The 16187-nt window shown below is 63.7% G+C and carries 14 protein-coding genes; 1 reads left to right on the forward strand and 13 read right to left on the reverse strand.

What is annotated here, in order from left to right:
• The first annotated feature begins 190 nt into the window (after positions 1-190).
• The gene (gene yihA / locus ET524_RS02685) at positions 191-775 is read left to right on the forward strand and encodes a ribosome biogenesis GTP-binding protein YihA/YsxC (RefSeq protein ID WP_129423218.1); all 585 of its coding nucleotides are present in this window, start codon (positions 191-193) and stop codon (positions 773-775) included.
• Positions 776-923: 148 nt separating this feature from the next.
• On the opposite strand, the gene ET524_RS02690 is transcribed toward yihA, so the two are convergent.
• The 13 genes from ET524_RS02690 to hisG form a co-directional block, all read right to left on the reverse strand.
• A complete protein-coding gene (locus ET524_RS02690) occupies positions 924-2114 on the reverse strand; it encodes a coiled-coil domain-containing protein (RefSeq protein WP_201738623.1) in 1191 nt (396 codons plus the stop codon).
• Between the two features lie 270 nt (positions 2115-2384).
• On the reverse strand, positions 2385-2864 hold the full coding sequence (gene rnhA, locus ET524_RS02695) for a ribonuclease HI (protein WP_129423219.1): 480 nt from the start codon (positions 2862-2864) through the stop codon (positions 2385-2387).
• A gap of 247 nt (positions 2865-3111) precedes the next feature.
• Entirely contained in the window at positions 3112-5139 is a 2028-nt protein-coding gene (locus ET524_RS02700; protein ID WP_129423220.1) for a methionine--tRNA ligase, read from the reverse strand.
• A gap of 16 nt (positions 5140-5155) precedes the next feature.
• Positions 5156-7294 carry a transcription termination factor Rho gene (gene rho, locus ET524_RS02705; RefSeq protein ID WP_201738624.1) on the reverse strand — a complete coding sequence of 713 codons (2139 nt, stop codon included), beginning with the start codon at positions 7292-7294 and terminating at the stop codon, positions 5156-5158.
• Positions 7291-7977 (reverse strand): fructose-6-phosphate aldolase, encoded by a 687-nt coding sequence (gene fsa / locus ET524_RS02710; RefSeq protein ID WP_129423221.1) that lies wholly within the window; start codon positions 7975-7977, stop codon positions 7291-7293. The genes rho and fsa overlap by 4 nt, the downstream gene beginning before the upstream one ends.
• Before the next feature lie 249 nt (positions 7978-8226).
• A complete protein-coding gene (gene hisI / locus ET524_RS02715) occupies positions 8227-8556 on the reverse strand; it encodes a phosphoribosyl-AMP cyclohydrolase (protein WP_129423222.1) in 330 nt (109 codons plus the stop codon).
• 109 nt (positions 8557-8665) lie between these two features.
• Positions 8666-9430, reverse strand: a complete 765-nt coding sequence (gene hisF / locus ET524_RS02720; protein ID WP_129423223.1) for an imidazole glycerol phosphate synthase subunit HisF — start codon at positions 9428-9430, stop codon at positions 8666-8668.
• Positions 9424-10173: a 1-(5-phosphoribosyl)-5-[(5-phosphoribosylamino)methylideneamino]imidazole-4-carboxamide isomerase gene (gene hisA / locus ET524_RS02725; RefSeq protein WP_129423224.1), complete on the reverse strand. Its 750-nt coding sequence runs from the start codon at positions 10171-10173 to the stop codon at positions 9424-9426. Before hisA ends, hisF begins: the two co-directional genes overlap by 7 nt.
• 9 nt (positions 10174-10182) lie before the next feature.
• Positions 10183-10845, reverse strand: a complete 663-nt coding sequence (gene hisH, locus ET524_RS02730) for an imidazole glycerol phosphate synthase subunit HisH (RefSeq protein WP_129423225.1) — start codon at positions 10843-10845, stop codon at positions 10183-10185.
• A gap of 191 nt (positions 10846-11036) precedes the next feature.
• Positions 11037-11630: an imidazoleglycerol-phosphate dehydratase HisB gene (gene hisB / locus ET524_RS02735; RefSeq protein WP_129423226.1), complete on the reverse strand. Its 594-nt coding sequence runs from the start codon at positions 11628-11630 to the stop codon at positions 11037-11039.
• 63 nt (positions 11631-11693) lie between these two features.
• Entirely contained in the window at positions 11694-12758 is a 1065-nt protein-coding gene (gene hisC / locus ET524_RS02740; RefSeq protein WP_129423227.1) for a histidinol-phosphate transaminase, read from the reverse strand.
• Positions 12751-14073 (reverse strand): histidinol dehydrogenase, encoded by a 1323-nt coding sequence (hisD, locus tag ET524_RS02745; RefSeq protein WP_129423228.1) that lies wholly within the window; start codon positions 14071-14073, stop codon positions 12751-12753. The genes hisC and hisD overlap by 8 nt, the downstream gene beginning before the upstream one ends.
• Before the next feature lie 147 nt (positions 14074-14220).
• Positions 14221-15924: an ATP phosphoribosyltransferase gene (hisG, locus tag ET524_RS02750; protein WP_129423229.1), complete on the reverse strand. Its 1704-nt coding sequence runs from the start codon at positions 15922-15924 to the stop codon at positions 14221-14223.
• Positions 15925-16187 lie beyond the last annotated feature (263 nt).

The raw sequence follows: 16187 nt of genomic DNA on the forward strand, positions 1-16187 counted from the left end.
GCGCGAAGGTTACCGAAAGATAACGGTAAACCGCAGCATACGGGATTTGTGCGAATCGTGAACCCGCCGCACCCGAAGGCGGCGTCAAGCCGTTACCATGAAAGGCACGCGACACGATTGCAGCGGGCTCCAAGTCCCGATGCGCCGCACAACCCGTCGCGTTTCTACCATCGAACCTGTGGGAGCACCTATGAATTTCAACAAAGTAGCGTTCGAGCGCTCGTTCGGTATCTCTTCGCAGCTGCCGCCCTCGACGCTTCCGGAAGTGGCGTTCGCCGGGCGCTCGAACGTGGGCAAGTCTTCTATGCTCAACGCCCTGTTCGGACGCAAAAGCCTGGCGAAAGTGTCGCAGAAGCCCGGCAAAACGTCCACCATCAACTTCTTCGCCACCGACACGGCGCGTTTCGTGGACCTGCCCGGCTACGGCTACGCGCGCGTGGCGAAGTCGGAAAAGGGCCGCTGGGCCGAGCTGATCGAGGGCTACTTCAACCAGGACCGCAACTTCGCGCTGGTGGTAAGCCTGGTGGACATCCGCCACGAGGCACAGCAGCTTGACCTGAACATGATCGGGTTTTTGCAGGAAGCGGGGCTGCCGTTCGCCGTGGTTCTGACGAAGGCCGACAAGCTGTCGAAAAACCAGCAGAACAAGCAGGCCGCCCTGCTGCGCCGCCAGCTTGCGCTGCCCGACGACGTGCCCATGCTGGTAACGTCAAGCGAGAAGAAAATCGGCTTCGACAACCTTCGCAAGCTGATCGAGCAGGCCTGCGAAGGATAAACCTCCGCGTATCAAGACAACAAGCACTTATTGCACAAGAGGCGCCCTATGCAATTCGGGCGCCTCTTGTGCATTGCAACGCTATTTGAGCATGAAAAAGGCGCCCGAACTTTCATTCGAACGCCTTTTCACGAATGTTATTGGAGGGCTACCAGGGGCAGCGAACGATAATCATGTCGCTTTGGACGGGCCCGACCTTAACTTGCTCACCTTGCTGCGGAGCATGAATCATTTGGCCACCGCCAATATAGATACCGCAGTGGTACGAGCTGGTGCAAATGTCACCCGGCTGCGGATCGGAAACCTGCGGCCACGCCATGAACGTATACGTGGTGCCCAAGCGCGAATAACTGCCCGTCAGCGCATAGCTGACCAGACCGGAGCAGTCAAACGTATCCGGGCCAACAGCGCCCCACGAGTACCAGCAGCCAATCTTGCTGTAAGCGCGATCGACGACAGCATTGCCAGTTGACGGGTTGTAGCTGGGCTGGCTGGAAGAGCTGCCGCCGTTAGAGCTGCCGCCGTTACCGATGTAGCCGTCGTTGCTACCGCCGCCATTGTTGCTGCCGCCGTCGGAACTGCCGCCGTTATCGATGTAGCCGCCGTTGCTGCCGCCATCGTTGCTTCCGCCGTTGCCGTTGCTAGCAGCCTGGTTTGCAGACTGTTCAACGGTCTGTTGCGCCTGGGCGGCAGCTGCCGCCTCCTGCGCCGCCTTCTCCTGGGCAACAAGCTCGGCAACCTCGGCAGACAAGCTGTCGTAGGTAGCCTGCATGGAGTTCACCGTGGACTGAGCTTCATCCTGAAGTTGCTTGGCTTCATCGGCCTTCTGGGCCGCGATGCGCGTTTGCTCGTCGAACGTGTCCTTCTGCTGCTGAGCCTCATCGCGCAGATCCTTGTTCTTCTGCACCAGCTCGGCATCGTTGTTGTTGACCTTGTTCAGCAGGTCCCAGTTCGTGGCGAACTCGGAAAATGACGTGGAACCAAGCAACAGGTCCAAAAACGATGCGGCGCCGGAGCGATACATGCTGTGAGCGCGATCGCCCAAACGGGACTGCACGTCGGCGATTTCAACGTTGATTTCATCGATGCGAGTTTGAGCCTCGTCGGCAGACTGCTGAGCAGCTTCCTGTTCGGCCAGAGCCTCGCCGTAGTTTGCAGACGCTTGGTCAAGCTCCATCTGCATGGAGTTCAAAGAAGCCAGCACGGCCTGAGCCTCGGCCTGCTTCGAAGCGGAATCGGGCTCGGCAAAGGCGGCCTGCGGAATCATGAGGCCACACGTCAAAACAGCCGCAACCGCCCCTCCGGCGATGCGCCTGCTCAATTTCATTTCTTGCTGCATGCAAAAACCTCCTTTATGGATTGCAGCGCAAACTGTGCTCAGTCTACCATCGGCACAACAAGAAACTCCTCATGTTCACCGAACGGGCACACGCAGCAGCAACGCGTTCGCTACCGAAAATGCGGCGTTCGTGCGGCTATCGGGCCGCTCACCTGCCATTTTCTGGCCGCTTATCCCCCTTCGCTGCTGTCAACAGTTTTTTGCACATTTGCATGAAAACGGCCGCCCTCCTTCCGAAAGACAGCCATAGAAAGCCCCGCGGGAACCTTATTACCCGCGAAAACCCGCGTCCTCCTTGTGGCGTGTCGGGTCGTCGGCGGCCGTTGTTGCCAGCTGGTCGCAGCGCTCGTTTTCCGGGTGCCCGGCATGGCCTTTCACCCACACGAACTCAACGTCGTGCGGTTGCTTGGCCTCAAGCATGCGCTTCCACAAATCGACGTTTTTCACAGGCTGCTTTTGCGAATTCTTCCACCCGCGCTTAAGCCACCCGTCAACCCAGTGCTGGTTGAACGCGTTCACCAGGTACTGCGAGTCGGAGTACAGCGTTACGTGGCAAGGCCGCTTGAGCGCCTCAAGCGCAACGATGGCGCCAAGCAGCTCCATGCGGTTGTTCGTAGTGCAGCGGTACCCCTGCGAGAATTCGCGCTCGTGCACGCCGCCCTTGCTGTCCACGAACCGCAAGATGCTGCCGTACCCCCCAGGACCAGGGTTGCCCCGAGAAGCCCCATCGGAATACAAATCAACATGCATAGAAAAATCTCCTCGAATAGAAATGGGACAAAGGGATAGGCCCTCTACCCCAACAAAAAGCCCGCATTACGCTTGCTACAACGCCACAGGTCCACCAAAGTCAGCGAGGGCCGCTGTGGTGCCCCAGGTTGCCCTGAAATGAGCGGGCATTGGCCTTTCGGCCACGCCCGTGAAATTGAAGGGCAAGATGGGGTGCCACAGCGGCCCACGGCGTCGAGTCAGTCCGGCTGCCGTCAGGCAGACGGAACTACTTAAATTGCGACGGGTGTTTGCTGAAGAAGTCAAAGCGCGGGGGCAGCTCGCGGATGCGATGGCGGCCGTCTTCAAGCTCCAGACCGTGGCACAGCTCGTTCATGTCCTCGAAGTCGAAATTCCAGCTGAAGAAGTCCTCGAACTCGAAGCTTAAGTAGTCGGCGATCTTCTCGCAGCCCTTCGGCACCACCGGATGCATAAGCAGCGTAGCCACGCGCAGCAGGTAGAAGCAATCCACCAGCACCTGGCGGCGCAGCACCTCGTCGCCTTCCTTCTCAGCCGTGCGGATGTTGTCCGTCCAGTACTTGTTCGCCCAACGGATGAACGTGTCCATGATGGACATGATGGTGTGCAGCTCCACCTTGTGCATAGTGGCGTCGTACTCCGACATAACCGCGTGAGCGCGCTCGCGCACCTCGTCGGAAACGCGGCCGAGCGGCATCCAGCCCTCGAAGTTCTTCTGCGCCTCGTAGAAGCAGCTGCGGGCCAGACGGTTGAACACGTTCGTGAGCAGCGCGCCCTCTTTGAGCACCGGGTCGGCAACGCGCGGGTCTTCGCGCTTGGACTCGTCGGGGTCGAACGGCTTGGGCTTGAATCCCACGGACTTCTGGTCAAGGCCAAGCGCCAGAAAGTGCGCGCGCAGCTGCTCGACCGTGTAGTACTCAAGCAGCTCATCGGCCGTAGGCGGCTTCACCGCGCCCGATGACGAGGCCTTCTTGTTCCCCAGCAGAATATGGTGGTTCGCCACCAGCTTCGTTTGGCGAATGGGATGGTCCGTCTCGCCCGGCGTCAGGATGTCGCCGGGGCGCAGCGCCTCGATGAGCGCCGGCTGGGCCACGCCGTAGAAGTACAGGTTGTCCTGGCCGATGAACTGGTACACCTCGGAGTCCTCAGAGCACCAGAAATCGCGCCAACTGCCGCGCGGCAGGCCCATCTTGTCGTTCACGGCCATGGTGAAGCTCATGGGGGCCCACAGGCTTTCAGGCCAGCACCACACCGTCAGGCCCTCAAGGCCGTCGATGACCGGGGCCTTCACGCCCCATTCGATGTTGCCGGTGATGCGGAACGGCACCAGCGCCTTGCCCGTGCGAAAACGGATTTGCGCGCCGGTAAGCACGTCGCGCGCCGCGTCGCGGTCGTCGATGTTGTCGAATTCGATCTCGAAGGACTGCTTGCCCTTCTCGGCCTCGTGGAACACGTGGTGCGGCAGCTTGTCGGCAATGGCCAGGTACTGGTCGTGCAGCTCGTTTTTGATGTACACAACCGGCGGGGCCAGAAACTCCTTGATAGTTTGCGGCACGATGGGGCGCACCTCGGGGTCGGCCTCAAGCGCTTCGACATGCTTCTTCAGAAACTCCGTGAACGCCGGCAGATCGAAGTACCAGTTCTCCACCGGGCGCATCTCGGGCGTGACGCCCGTCAGCGACGACTTCGGCGCGATAAGGTCTTCAGGCGCGAAGCTGTGGCCAAGGTCGCACTCGTCGGCGTAGGCGTGCTCGGACTTGCAGCCCTGCACGGGACAGTGGCCCTGCACCTGGCGACCGTTGAGGAACGTGCCCGCCTGCGGGTCGTAGAACTGCAGCGTGGAGCGCTTGTGCAGCCAGCCGTTTTCGTGCAGCTTCTTAATGAACGCCTCGCTGATGCCCTGATGCACCTCGCCGGAATGCCCGATGTTGGAACCTTCGTAGATGTTCAGGCTGATGTCGTAGGAGTCAAGTGTGGCCTTCTGCTTGCTGTGGTTGCGCTCGACGTATTCCTCGATGGTGCCGGTGAACTCGCCGGCTTCCACCAACTTGCGGTAGCCCTCGTTGATGGGAGAGCCGAAGCAGTCGGTTCCGCTGATGAAGCGAACGTTTTCGGCGCCGATGCGGTCGCGCAAAAAGCGCGCGAAGCAGTCGGCCGGCACGAACACGCCGGCAACGTGCCCGAAATGCAGCGGCTTGTTGCCGTACGGCATGCCCGCGGTAACCACCGCGCGCTTCGGCCACGTCACCGGCGAGACGTTGTTTTGCGTTGTTGCCATCAGATTGATATCTCCCTTAGAAATCTAAGTTTGCGACACCGTTAGAATGCTGCGCCTTCTTCGCGGCGCGCATCAAAAACTCGGTGTTGTCGTTCGTGCGCTTCAAGGACTTGATGAGCATGTCCATGGCGCGCTCGGTGTTGTTCGTGTTCGCCAGGATGCGGCGCACCGCCCAGATAAGCGGGGCCTCCTGCGGATTGAGCAGCAGATCCTCCTTGCGCGTGCCCGAAGCCACCGGGTCGATTGCCGGGAAAATGCGGCGGTCGGCCAGGTTGCGGTCGAGCTTGAGCTCCATGTTGCCCGTGCCCTTGAACTCCTCGAAGATGACCTCGTCCATCTTCGAACCCGTTTCCACCAGGGCAGACGCCAGGATGGTCAGGCTGCCGCCGCCTTCGATGTTGCGGGCTGCGCCCAAGAACTTCTTCGGCGGGTACAGGGCCGTGGAATCGACGCCACCCGACAGGATGCGGCCAGACGCCGGCTGCGCCAGGTTGTAGGCACGCGCCAGGCGCGTGAGGCTGTCAAGCAGCACCACCACGTCTTTGCCGTCTTCCACCAGACGCTTCGCACGCTCGATGACCAGCTCTGACACCTGGATGTGGTTTTCCGTGGGCATGTCGAACGTGGAAGAGATGACCTCGCCCTTGATGGAGCGCTGCATGTCCGTGACTTCCTCGGGGCGCTCGTCAACCAGCAGGCACATAAGGTGCACTTCCGGATTGTTTGCGCTGATGGCAGCCGCAATGTCCTTCAAGATAGTGGTCTTGCCGGCCTTCGGAGGGCTGACGATGAGGCCGCGCTGGCCCTTGCCGATGGGGCTGACCAGGTCGATGACGCGCGCCGTGATGGTGGACTTGCCGTGCTCCATGGTCAGGCACTCGTCGGGGTACACCGGCGTCAGGTCGCCGAAGCGCACGCGCTTGCCCACTTCCTCGGCGGCAACGCCGTTGATGGTGAGCACCTTCTGCACGGCGGCGTACTTCTCGTTCGGGCGCGCCGGGCGCGTGGTGCCCGTGATCTTGTCGCCTTTGCGCAGACCGTTGCGGCGGATGGTGGACAGGCCCACGTAGCAGTCCTGCTCGCTGGGCAGATAGCCGTTCGTGCGCAAGAAACCGTAGCCATCCTGCAGGATGTCCAAAATGCCCTCGACCTCGATGAAGCCTTCGGCCTTCATGGTGGCGTCGAATACGGCGTCGACAAGCTCGGCCTTCTTCAGGCCCGCAACGTCGACGTCAAGCTCGGCGGCCTTCGCGCGCAGCTCGGCAACCTTGAGCTTGGCCAGGTCCTCCTTCGTGACGCTGGGCACAACCTCGCGGTTGTTGTTGCGCTGATGGCGGTCGTGGCGGTTGTTCTTGTCGTTGCGGTTCTTGCGATCGTTGTTGTTGCGATCGTTGCGCTGGTCACGCTGGTCGCGGTCGTTGCGATCGTTGTTGTGGCGGTTGTTCTTGTCGTTGCGGCCTTCGGCACGCTCGCCGCCGTCGCGCTGTTTGCGACCGTCGCGATCGGCATGCGCGGAACCGGAAGCGCGCACCGACTTGCGCGGCGTGCGCGCAGCACGCGCGGCACGACCGGGCGCCATGTCCTGAGCGTCCTTGGCGTCGGCAGCTTCGCCGGCCGCTTCGCCTTGCGGCGCGTCCTGGGCCTTTGCGGGCGCCTCGTCGGTTGCCGGGGCATCGGAAGCCTTGTGCTCCGCCTTGGCCTGCAGCGCCTCGTCGGCAGTCTCTGCCGCGACAGCGGGCTCGGCAGCCGTTGCGACCTCGGCACTCTCCTCGGCAGCATCTCGCTTCACGCGCGTGCGGCGCGTGCGCGTTTTGCGGGCAGGTTTCTCAACTTCGGATTTTTCGACAGGCTGCGTAGGTTTTTCCTGGTCAGCAGCCGCGGCTTCTGCCTTTTCGGCAGCATGTTCGCCAACGGGGGCCGTCTCGATCTTCTTGCGCGGACGACCCGGGCGGCGCTTCGCCGGCGTTTTGGGAGCCTCTTCGGCGTTTGCCGGCGCTTCCTGCTTGCCGGCAGCTTCGGCCCCGGCGGCGTCTTCGGCAGCGGGACGCTTGCGCGGACGTCCCGGGCGGCGCTTCACGGGCGCCGCGGCAGCAGAGGCCTCGGCGACGGAGGCCTCGACGGCCGGGGCCTCCGTCACATTCTGGTCTTCGCTCATGCGTTAGCTACCTTCTCCCAGTCCTTCATGAAGGTGTCCAGGCCGCGGTCGGTCAGCGGGTGCTGCACCATCTTCTTCAGCACGTTGAACGGCACGGTGGCGATGTCGGCGCCCATGAGCGCGGCCTGCGTCACATGGTTGGCACTGCGCACGGATGCGGCGATGATCTCGACCTGCTCGCCGTTGACGGTGTTGGCCGTGAAGTCGTAGTTGTTGATGGCCGTGACGATGTTTTCCACCTGCGCCAGACCGTCTTCGGAGATGTCGTCGAAGCGGCCGATGAACGGGCTGATGTAGCGGGCGCCGGCGCGGGCAGCCAGAAGCGCCTGCGGCACGCTGAAGCACAGCGTCATGTTCACCGGGATGCCCTCGGCGGCCAGCGTGTGCGTGGCTGCCAGGCCCTCAACCATGGTGGGGACCTTCACGACGATGTTCGGCGCGATCTCGGCCAGCTTGCGGCCGTCGGCCACGATCTCGTCGCGCGTCATGGCCACGGATTCGGCGGACACCGGGCAGTCAGGGCCGACGATGTCGCAGATGCGCTTCATGTGGTTGTGGAAGTCGTCGAGCTTGCCGCCGATTTTCGCGTACAGCGAGGGGTTGGTGGTGACGCCGGCCAGGGCGCCCCAGCTTGCGGCCTCTTCGATTTCGGCTAGATCAGCCGTGTCCAGAAAGAACTTCACCCTTATTCCTCCTTGTAGATTCGGGTCGTTACCCACTAAGCGCATAGAGATAGCGCGAGGGATTCATGGGAACGGATGATGTGAAGGGTTTTCTTCCGAGGAAAAGAACTACGGGCAGAATAACGCAGCCGGCAAGCAGGTGCAAGCGCATAACACCAGATAACTACGCGATGCGCACGAGTTGCGGCAAAACGAGAAACGGCGGGCACGCAAACGCGCGCCCGCCGCGAAAAGCAAAGGCTGAAGCTGTTAGAACGCCTTCAGCGTGCGGAAGAAGCAGCTGGTGGCGCCGGTATGGCAGGCGGGGCCGGCCGGGTGCACAAGCGCAAGCAGCGTATCGGCGTCGCAATCGTAGCGCAGCTCGGTGATCTTCTGCGTGTTTCCGCTGGTGACGCCTTTGTGCCACAGTTCTTGGCGGCTGCGGCTCCAAAACACCGTCTCGCCGCGCTCAAGCGTAAGCTGCAAGCTTTCGGCGTTCATCCACGCCATCATCAGCACCTCGCGCGTTTCGACATCCTGCACGATGCACGGGATAAGCCCATCGGCGTTGTATTTCAACTCGGGAAGCTGTGCTTGCATAGTCGGTCCTTTCGTTGGGAAGGTCAAACGGCGGCAGTCAATGACAAGCCGACAGAAAAACGGCACGCCTGAGCAGACGCGCCGCAAAAGTTGCGAAGCAGGCGACCTTCTACAGGCGCACCGGAATGCCTTGGGAGCGCATGTATTCCTTAACCTGGCGGACGGTGAATTCGCCGAAGTGGAAGACGCTGGCGGCAAGCACGGCGTCGGCTTCGCCGTCGATGATGCCCTCGGCGAAGTGCTCGAGCTTGCCCACGCCGCCGCTGGCGATGACGGGAATGTCGACCGCGCGTGCAACGGCCCTGGTCAGCGCGCAGTCGAAGCCGTCTTTGCTGCCGTCGCGGTCCATGCTGGTAAGCAGGATCTCACCCGCGCCCCGGCGGGCTGCCTCGGCGGCCCACTCCACCGCGTCGATGCCCGTGGCCGTGCGCCCGCCGTGCACGTAGACTTCCCACTTGTTCGGGTTGTCGGCACGACGCTTCGCGTCGATGGCGCACAGAATGGCCTGGCCGCCGAACGCCGCAGCCGCATCCGTGATGAGCTGGGGATTCGCCACCGCCGCGCTGTTGACCGACACCTTGTCGGCGCCGGCGGCTATCATGCGGCGGATGTCGGCCACGCTGCGGAAGCCGCCGCCAACGCAATACGGCAGATGCAGCTGCGCACTGGCGCGGCTGGCCAGGTCAACAGTGGTTTCGCGCTTGTCGGACGTGGCGGTGATGTCAAGGAAGATGACCTCGTCGGCGCGCTGCTCGTCGTAGCGCTGTGCCAGCTCGATGGGGTCGCCCGCATCGCGCAGGTTCACGAAGTTCACGCCCTTGACCACGCGGCCGTCCTTCACGTCCATGCACGGGATAACGCGTTTCGCTAGCATGCGGTGCCTCCTTCCGCGGCCGCTTTGCAGGCTGCAACGCCTTCGGCTACGTCGAGCGTGCCTTCGTAGACTGCGCGGCCCGTGATGACGCCTTCGATGGACGCCGCAACTGGCGCGAGGCGCTGAATGTCGGCCACGCTGGCAACGCCGCCGCTGGCGATGACGGGATGCCCGAACGCCGCGGCCATGTCCACGTACGCCTGCACGTCGATGCCGGTTTGCATGCCATCGCGCGCGATGTCGGTATACACGATGTGGCGAAAACCCGCTTCGCTCATAGCGCGCGCCAGGTCGGTGGCGGCCACGCCCGAGCCTTCGATCCAGCCGGAAACGGCCACTTCCCCACCCTTCGCGTCGATGCCGGCCGTCAGGCGGTCACCGCCCACGGCGTCAACGGCAGCGCGCGCAAGCTCGGGGTCGTTCACCAGCGCCGTGCCCAGCACCATGCGCGCCGCGCCCGCGTCGGCCAAGCGCTTGAGCGTCTCCAGGCTGCGGATGCCGCCGCCGATTTCCACGTTCAGCGACGTTTCGCGCACGATGCGCTCCACGATGGCGATGTTTTCCGGCACGCCCGAACGCGCGCCGTCAAGGTCCACAACGTGCACCCATGCGGCGCCGGCCTCTTCGAAGGCGCGAGCCTGGGCCACGGGGTCGTCGTTGTAGACGGTCACCTGGTTGTAATCGCCTTTCGCCAGGCGAACGGCCTTGCCGCCCAAAATGTCGATTGCGGGAAGCAGGTACATGGCGTCCTCCTAGCCTTGCGCGGCGGCCGCCGCCGCGTTCACGATGTTCACGAAGTTGCGCAGCACCGCCGCGCCCGCATCCGAGCTTTTCTCGGGATGGAATTGCACGCCGAACACGTTCCCGCGCGCCACCGCGCATGGGAACGTCACGCTGTGCGTGGTGCGCGCGATGGTGTGCGGCCCCTCGGGCGCGATGTAGCTGTGCGTGAAGTAGAAGTACGTGCCCGACTCGATACCGGCGAACAGCGGATTTTCCGCCTGGCCTTCCGCGAACTCCACGGTGTTCCAGCCCACGTGCGGCACCTTGTAGGCGCGCCCCTCGGCATCCGTTTTCGGCATGCGGTCGACGCAGCCGGGAAGGATTCCCAAGCCGTGCGGGTTGCCGGCGTCGCCCGCGCCTTCCGTGCCTTCTTCGAACAGCAGGTGCTCGCCCAGGCAGATGCCCAGAAACGGTACGCCTGCCGCCACGCGTTCGCGGATGGCCTGCATCTGGCCAAGCTCCTCCATGGTGGCGGCCGCATCGGCGAACGCGCCAACGCCCGGCAGCACGATGGCGTCGGCAGCGGCTATCTCGCCCGCATCCGACGTGATGCGAGCATCGCCGCCCGCCGCGCGCAACCCGCGCTCAACAGACAGCAAATTGCCCTTCTTGTAGTCAACAACAGCGATCATAAGCGCCTTTCAACTCACAAAATCGCAAGTCAGATAAAGTCAGCGAGGGCGCTTGTGGTGCGTCGTATTGTGCCGAAGCAAGCGAGCATTGGCCTTCGGGCCATGCTCGCGCAGCTGAGGTGCAAGACGGCGTGCCACAAGCGGCCACAGCGTCGAGCAGGTCCGCCGGCCGGCAGGCCGGCGGAACCCCTCTAGAGCATCCCTTTGGTGGAGGGCAGAGCGTCGCCCATGCGCGGGTCGGGCTCGCAGGCCTGGCGCATGGCGCGCGCAACGGCCTTGAACATGCCTTCGATAACGTGGTGGGTGTTCTCGCCCGCAAGCTGACGCACGTGCAGCGTGACGCCAGCGTTGGCCGCAAACGCGATGAAGAACTCCTTCGCCAGCGTGGCATCGAAGGAGCCCACCATCACCGGCGGCACCTGCGCATCCCAAAACAGCTGGCCACGGCCGGAAATGTCCACGGCCGCCAAGATGAGCGCCTCGTCCATAGGCAGCGCGATGTCGCCGAAGCGGCGGATGCCGCGCTTGTCGCCAAGCGCCTGGGCGAACGCCTGGCCCATGACGATTCCAACGTCCTCGACCGAATGGTGCCCGTCAACTTCCAAGTCGCCCGCGCAGCGCACCGACAGGTCGAACAGGCCGTGGCGGCCGAACGCCGTGAGCATGTGGTCGAAAAACCCGATGCCCGTTTCCACATCCGTGGTGCCGGTGCCGTCGAGGTCGACCGACAGCTCGATGTCGGTCTCTTTCGTGGTGCGCGAGATGCGCGCAACGCGTTCGCTCATAGCGTCCGCCTTTCCCTCGTGAAATAATGGGACAAAGGGACTGTCCCCTTGTCCCATTTTCCGCTACTTGGACAAAATCTCTTGCAGCGCCGCCAGCAGCTCGTCGTTTTCCTGGAGGCTGCCGATGGACACGCGCAGGCAGTCCTCAAGCATGTTCGCGCGGCTGAAATCGCGCACCAGGATGCCGCGATCGTACAGCTGCTGCCACACCTGACCTGCGCCTTCAACGTGGAACAGAATGTAGTTGGCGTTGGACGGATACGCCGTCACGCCCGGCAGCTGCCCCAGCGCCTTGAACACGCGCCCGCGTTCGGAGATGATCTGCATGATGCCGCGCTCGAACTTCGCGCGGTTGCGGAACACCACGCGCGCGATGGCCTGCGACACCGCGTCGACCGAATACGGTTGACGTACCTTTATGAACTCGCGGATGACCTCGGCGTTTCCCAGCAGGTATCCCACGCGCACGCCCGCAAGCGAGAACGCCTTGGAAAACGTGCGCAGGATGACCAGGTTCTTGTGGTTTGCCAGGTACGGGCGCACCGTGCCGCGCGAAAACTCGAAGTACGCCTCGTCCACCATCACCAGCGCATCGGTGGCGTCAAGCAGACGCAGGATGAAGCGCTCGTCGGCCAAATCGCCCGTGGGGTTGTTCGGGCTGGTGACGATGACGTAGTCGATGTCGCCTTGCGCCACGCGCGCAAGCACCGCTTCCTCGTCGATGGAGTAGTCGGCGCGGCGCGGCATGTTCACCACCTCAGTGTTCGTGAGCTCGGCATTGTTCTGATACACGGAAAACGTCGGCGGCATGTTCAGGAACTTGCGCCCCGGCCCGCCCCAGGCAAGCGCGATGTTGAACAGCAGCTCGTCGCCGCCGTTGCCCACAAGCACCTGGTCGCGGTCAAGGCCGTTTGCCTCGGCGATCATGTCGCGCAGCTCGTTGGCAAGCGGATCGGGGTAGCGGTTGAACGCCACCTTGTTGATCTCGCGCTTTATCTCGTTGCGCACCTCGGTTTCCACGTCCGAGGGGTTCTCGTTGGCCGACAGGTACGCGCGCGCCGGAAGGTACTTCGGGTCGTAGGGCGTGATGTCGGCCAGCTGCGGGGCTGACGCACGAACGCTATTCATTCGCGCCGTCCAAGCCGTAGATGTCGCCGGTTTCCACCAGCGCTTTGCGCAGCTCAACGCTGCGGGCATGCGCCCACAGGCCCTCGTGACGCGCGATGGCGATGACGGCATCGGCGTCGTTGGCCAGCGACTTCGCGGAATACTGGATGACGCTGGAGTGCTTGATGAACTCGTCGGTGGAAAGAGGCGAAGCATAGCGGGCCGTACCGCCGGTGGGCAGCGTGTGGTTCGGGCCGGCCACGTAGTCGCCAACGGCCTCGGGCGTCCACTCTCCCACGAAGATGGCGCCGGCGTTGCGGATGGCGCCAAGCTGCTCGAACGCGCCGTCGAAGTGCAGCTCCAGGTGCTCGGGCGCAATAACGTTGACGGACTGGATAGCCTGCTCCATGGAGTCGCAGATGACGATAAGGCCCTGGTCAGCCAGCGATGCCGTGGTGATCTCGGCGCGCGTGGAGGACTTCATGTGCTGCTCGACGGCCGCTTCCACCTTGTCCGCGTATTCCTCGTCGAACGTGACCAGGTAGCAGCTTGCCAGCGGGTCGTGCTCGGCCTGAGCCATCAGGTCGATGGCAACCATGGCCGGATTGGCCGTTTCATCGGCCACGACGCACACCTCGGACGGGCCGGCGATCATGTCGATTCCCACATCGCCGGAAACGATCTTCTTCGCCGCAGCCACGAACGCGTTGCCCGGGCCCGTGATTTTGCATACCGGCTCGATGGACTCGGTGCCGTAAGCCAGCGCGGCCACAGCCTGTGCGCCGCCGACCGTGTAGATTTCCGTAACGCCTGCCAGGCGGCATGCCTCAAGCACCACCGGGTCGATGGAACCGTCCTTCGTGGGCGGCGTGACGCACACGATGCGCTCGACGCCGGCAACGGCGGCGGGCAGGGCGTTCATAAGCACGGTGGACGGATAGAGCGCGCGGCCGCCGGGCACGTAGATGCCCACGCTTTCAAGCGGCGTGACCTTCGCGCCTACCAGCGCGCCGTCCTCGCGCACGGAAAACCAGCTCTGCTTGACCTGGCGCTCGTGAAATTCGCGGATCTGCTTCGCAGCCTTCTGCAGCGCGGCCTCGGTTTTGGGATCAACCTGCGCCGCCGCAGCCTCGATGGCCTCGGCCGGCACGCGGAAGTTGTCGATTTTCACGCCGTCGAACTTCTCGGTGAGCTCGCGCAGAGCCGCGTCGCCCTGCTCGCGCACCTGCTCGATGATGTTGGTGGCCGCAGCCATGGCCTGGGCGTTGAACGCGCCCGTGCGCTTGAGGTGCTTGTTGGAGAATTGCTCGCCGGTTTTCAGGATGACGCGACGCATGGTTTCCTTCTTTCTATGTCCTGCCGGGCTTTTCCGGCTGTTTACCTTGTTCGGTGCGCAAAAGCGCGCGTTGCTATGGTAGCGCCAAGCGCGGCTGCGGCCCACCGTTTCCTTTTCGGCGGTCCCGCGGCGCGGCGGCGGGGCTTGCTAGCTTTGCGGCTCGGCCGGCGATTGCACGCCGCCAGCGATGACCGTGGCCTCCCACTTGCCCTCGGCGGCGCCGGCGCGCATGGCATCGGCCAGCTCGACGATGCGCGGGTCGGTGCGCATGGACGTGCCGTTCGCGAAGAAGCGGGCCGTGGATGCCAGCACGTCTTCCACAATGACGAGGTTGTTCTCGCGCAGCGTGGTGCCGGTGGCCGTGATGTCGACGATGCGCTCGGCCAGCCCCGTCAATGGTGCCAGCTCGATGTTTCCGTGCAGTTTCACGATCTCCACCTGCGTGCCCGTTTTCGCGTAGTGGGCGCGCGTGATGTTGGGGTATTTCGTGGCAATGCGGATGGAGCCCAGGCGGCGATAGTGCTCGGCGGTTTTCTCCGCGGCGCCAGCCGGCTCGGCCACGATGAAGCGGCAGGCGCCGAACTTCAGGTCGGCAAGCTCCACCACATCGGGCTGCGCTTCCACCAGGGAATCTTCGCCGCAGATACCGCAGTCGGCCGCGCCAAGCTCCACGAACGCCGGTGCGTCGGAAGGGCGCACGATGATGTACTCCACGCCGGGATTGCGAATGATGAGCTGGCGGCCGGGGTTGTCAAGGCCGGTGACGTCAAGGCCGCACGCTGCCAAACACGCGATGGAGTCGGCGTTGAGCGACCCCTTCGGCACGGCGATGCGCAGCGGGCGGGTGGCGCTGCCGGCGGCGGCGCGCTCGTCGGCCTGCGCCGCAGCGGCCATGGCGCGTTCCAGGAAGAACGCGAAGCCGGCGGCGGGGCGACCTTCGCCGTATGCGCCGATGGTGTTGTCGTAGCGCCCGCCGCTTCCCAGCGGCACGCCCAAGCCCGGTGCATAGGCTTCGAACACGATGCCCGTGTAGTAGTCGAAGCTGCTCATGACGGAGAAATCCACCTGGATGCTGTCGGCCAGGCCCGCCTGCTCCATCAGGTCGTAGGCGCGCTCCAGGCTGTCCAACCCGCTTTCGCACCCAAGCGGCGCCACAAGCGAGCGCACCTCGGCGATGGCCTCGCGCCCGCCGCGAATGCGCGCAAGCTTGTCGATGACCTGGGCAAACACCGGCGGCACGCCCTGCGCGCCAGCGCCTATGGTCAGCTCGTCGAGCGTGACGAAGTTGGAAGTGTGGTACGCATCGAGCACGGCAGCGCGCCAACTTTCGGGCGCGCCGCAGGTTGCCAGCAGCGCGCGCAAGACGCTTACCGAAGCAAGCGCGATCTTGAAATCGCGCACACCGGCCAGCTCAAGCGACTCGGCCAGCAGCCCCACGACCTCGGCGTCGGCCGCCGCGCCCGCTTCGCCGATAAGCTCGACGCCCATCTGCGTGGTCTCGCGCGGCTCGGCCTGCGTTTGACCTTCCGCCTCGCGAAACACGCGCTGCATGTAGCGGAAGCGGAACGGTCCGGGCTGGCCGGCCAGGCGCGTGGCGCACATGCGCGCGATCTGCAACGTGACGTCGGGGCGCATGGCCAGAAGATCGCCGCGCGCGTCGAACAGCTTGAACGGCGTGCCGGGAATGCGACCGCCGGCCTGCAGCACGTTCATCACCTCGAGCGTGGGCGTTTCCACGGGCAGATAGCCCTTCGCCGCCATGTTCGCCTGCACCGCCTGGGCAGCCTGCTCGCGCAGCACCGCCTCGTCGGTCAGCACGTCGCGAAAGCCCGAAGGCGTCACGTAGTTCATGCGAATGTCCCTACCTTTCGTTACCCACGCTTGCAGGCAGCGGCCCGCAAGCAAAACCGCGCAAGTCCGAAAACTCGTACGCTTCGGCCTGCGCAAGATTAATCGCTCCTAATCGCGCGCCTTCTCTTTGTGCCAAAGACGCGCGTCCTTCCACCCTAGCGCATGATGCCACCCGCCGGCGATTCGTTCAGCAACCGTTCGTTTATCGGTCGGTCGTTCGTCCACGAGCGACCAGGAACGACCCGCCTGGTGCGTTCGTTGTT

The organism is Senegalimassilia faecalis (assembly GCF_004135645.1).
GTDB lineage: Bacteria > Actinomycetota > Coriobacteriia > Coriobacteriales > Eggerthellaceae > Senegalimassilia > Senegalimassilia faecalis.

What these genes read in the sequence shown, in the direction of transcription:
- yihA (WP_129423218.1), top strand. Translation starts at nt 191, where the DNA reads ATGAATTTCAACAAAGTAGCGTTCGAGCGCTCGTTCGGTATCTCTTCG.
- ET524_RS02690 (WP_201738623.1), bottom strand. Translation starts at nt 2,114, where the DNA reads ATGCAGCAAGAAATGAAATTGAGCAGGCGCATCGCCGGAGGGGCGGTT.
- rnhA (WP_129423219.1), bottom strand. Translation starts at nt 2,864, where the DNA reads ATGCATGTTGATTTGTATTCCGATGGGGCTTCTCGGGGCAACCCTGGT.
- ET524_RS02700 (WP_129423220.1), bottom strand. Translation starts at nt 5,139, where the DNA reads ATGGCAACAACGCAAAACAACGTCTCGCCGGTGACGTGGCCGAAGCGC.
- rho (WP_201738624.1), bottom strand. Translation starts at nt 7,294, where the DNA reads ATGAGCGAAGACCAGAATGTGACGGAGGCCCCGGCCGTCGAGGCCTCC.
- hisI (WP_129423222.1), bottom strand. Translation starts at nt 8,556, where the DNA reads ATGCAAGCACAGCTTCCCGAGTTGAAATACAACGCCGATGGGCTTATC.
- hisF (WP_129423223.1), bottom strand. Translation starts at nt 9,430, where the DNA reads ATGCTAGCGAAACGCGTTATCCCGTGCATGGACGTGAAGGACGGCCGC.
- hisA (WP_129423224.1), bottom strand. Translation starts at nt 10,173, where the DNA reads ATGTACCTGCTTCCCGCAATCGACATTTTGGGCGGCAAGGCCGTTCGC.
- hisH (WP_129423225.1), bottom strand. Translation starts at nt 10,845, where the DNA reads ATGATCGCTGTTGTTGACTACAAGAAGGGCAATTTGCTGTCTGTTGAG.
- hisB (WP_129423226.1), bottom strand. Translation starts at nt 11,630, where the DNA reads ATGAGCGAACGCGTTGCGCGCATCTCGCGCACCACGAAAGAGACCGAC.
- hisC (WP_129423227.1), bottom strand. Translation starts at nt 12,758, where the DNA reads ATGAATAGCGTTCGTGCGTCAGCCCCGCAGCTGGCCGACATCACGCCC.
- hisD (WP_129423228.1), bottom strand. Translation starts at nt 14,073, where the DNA reads ATGCGTCGCGTCATCCTGAAAACCGGCGAGCAATTCTCCAACAAGCAC.
- hisG (WP_129423229.1), bottom strand. Translation starts at nt 15,924, where the DNA reads ATGAACTACGTGACGCCTTCGGGCTTTCGCGACGTGCTGACCGACGAG.